General features: G+C 51.8%; 1 pseudogene. It reads right to left on the reverse strand.

The features are described from left to right. Positions 1-422: pseudogene (locus tag MUW49_RS18190) on the reverse strand (IS1595-like element ISAeca5 family transposase); the annotation flags it as partial. Between the last annotated feature and the right edge of the window lie 221 nt (positions 423-643).

The raw sequence follows: 643 nt of genomic DNA on the forward strand, positions 1-643 counted from the left end.
ATGATGCCGCTGATGGGCTGCTTGTCATCGGACTCTTTCATGGCTTGCAGCAGCTTGTGCTTGAGCATCCAGGCGGTGTCATATTTGACGTCCAACTGGCGCTTTAGCTCCATCGCTGACAAGCCAGTTTTGGTCTGTGACAGCAGCTGCATCGCCAGAAACCACTTGGTCAGTGGGAGTTTGGTGTTTGCAAAAATCGTGTTTCCAGTCAATGACATCTGGTGACGGCAGTTATTGCATTGCAGCACGCGTGGCCGACTCTTCAGGCGACAGCAGGTCTTGTTGGCGCACTCAGGACAGATGAAACCGTTCGGAAAACGCCAAGCAAGCAGCGCGTTTTCGCACTGCGCTTCAGTGCCATAGTCCTTGAAAAAATCAAACAGGCTGTAGCCTTTCTGGAATTGGACTTTGCTTTTGGCCATGATCTCGCACCTCGATAACTGTACGTAAGATCAGTATAGTTCGTGGTAACTGACTGCTAATCATGGGTAATCAGGAAGGCAGAAGGTAGTTTTTCGCCAGCATCCAGAATGCGCTTTGTCTCTGCCAGCCCGTGATTCCAGACATAACGAGCACAACCGCCCAACTGGCGCAGGCGTTGCGCTTGTTGGGCGGTCGGTTCGAGTCGGAACTTGTAGGCTTT

Origin of the sequence: Aeromonas sp. LsrichE-8G, from assembly GCF_022869435.1 — a bacterium.
Classification (GTDB): Bacteria; Pseudomonadota; Gammaproteobacteria; order Enterobacterales; family Aeromonadaceae; genus Aeromonas; species Aeromonas caviae.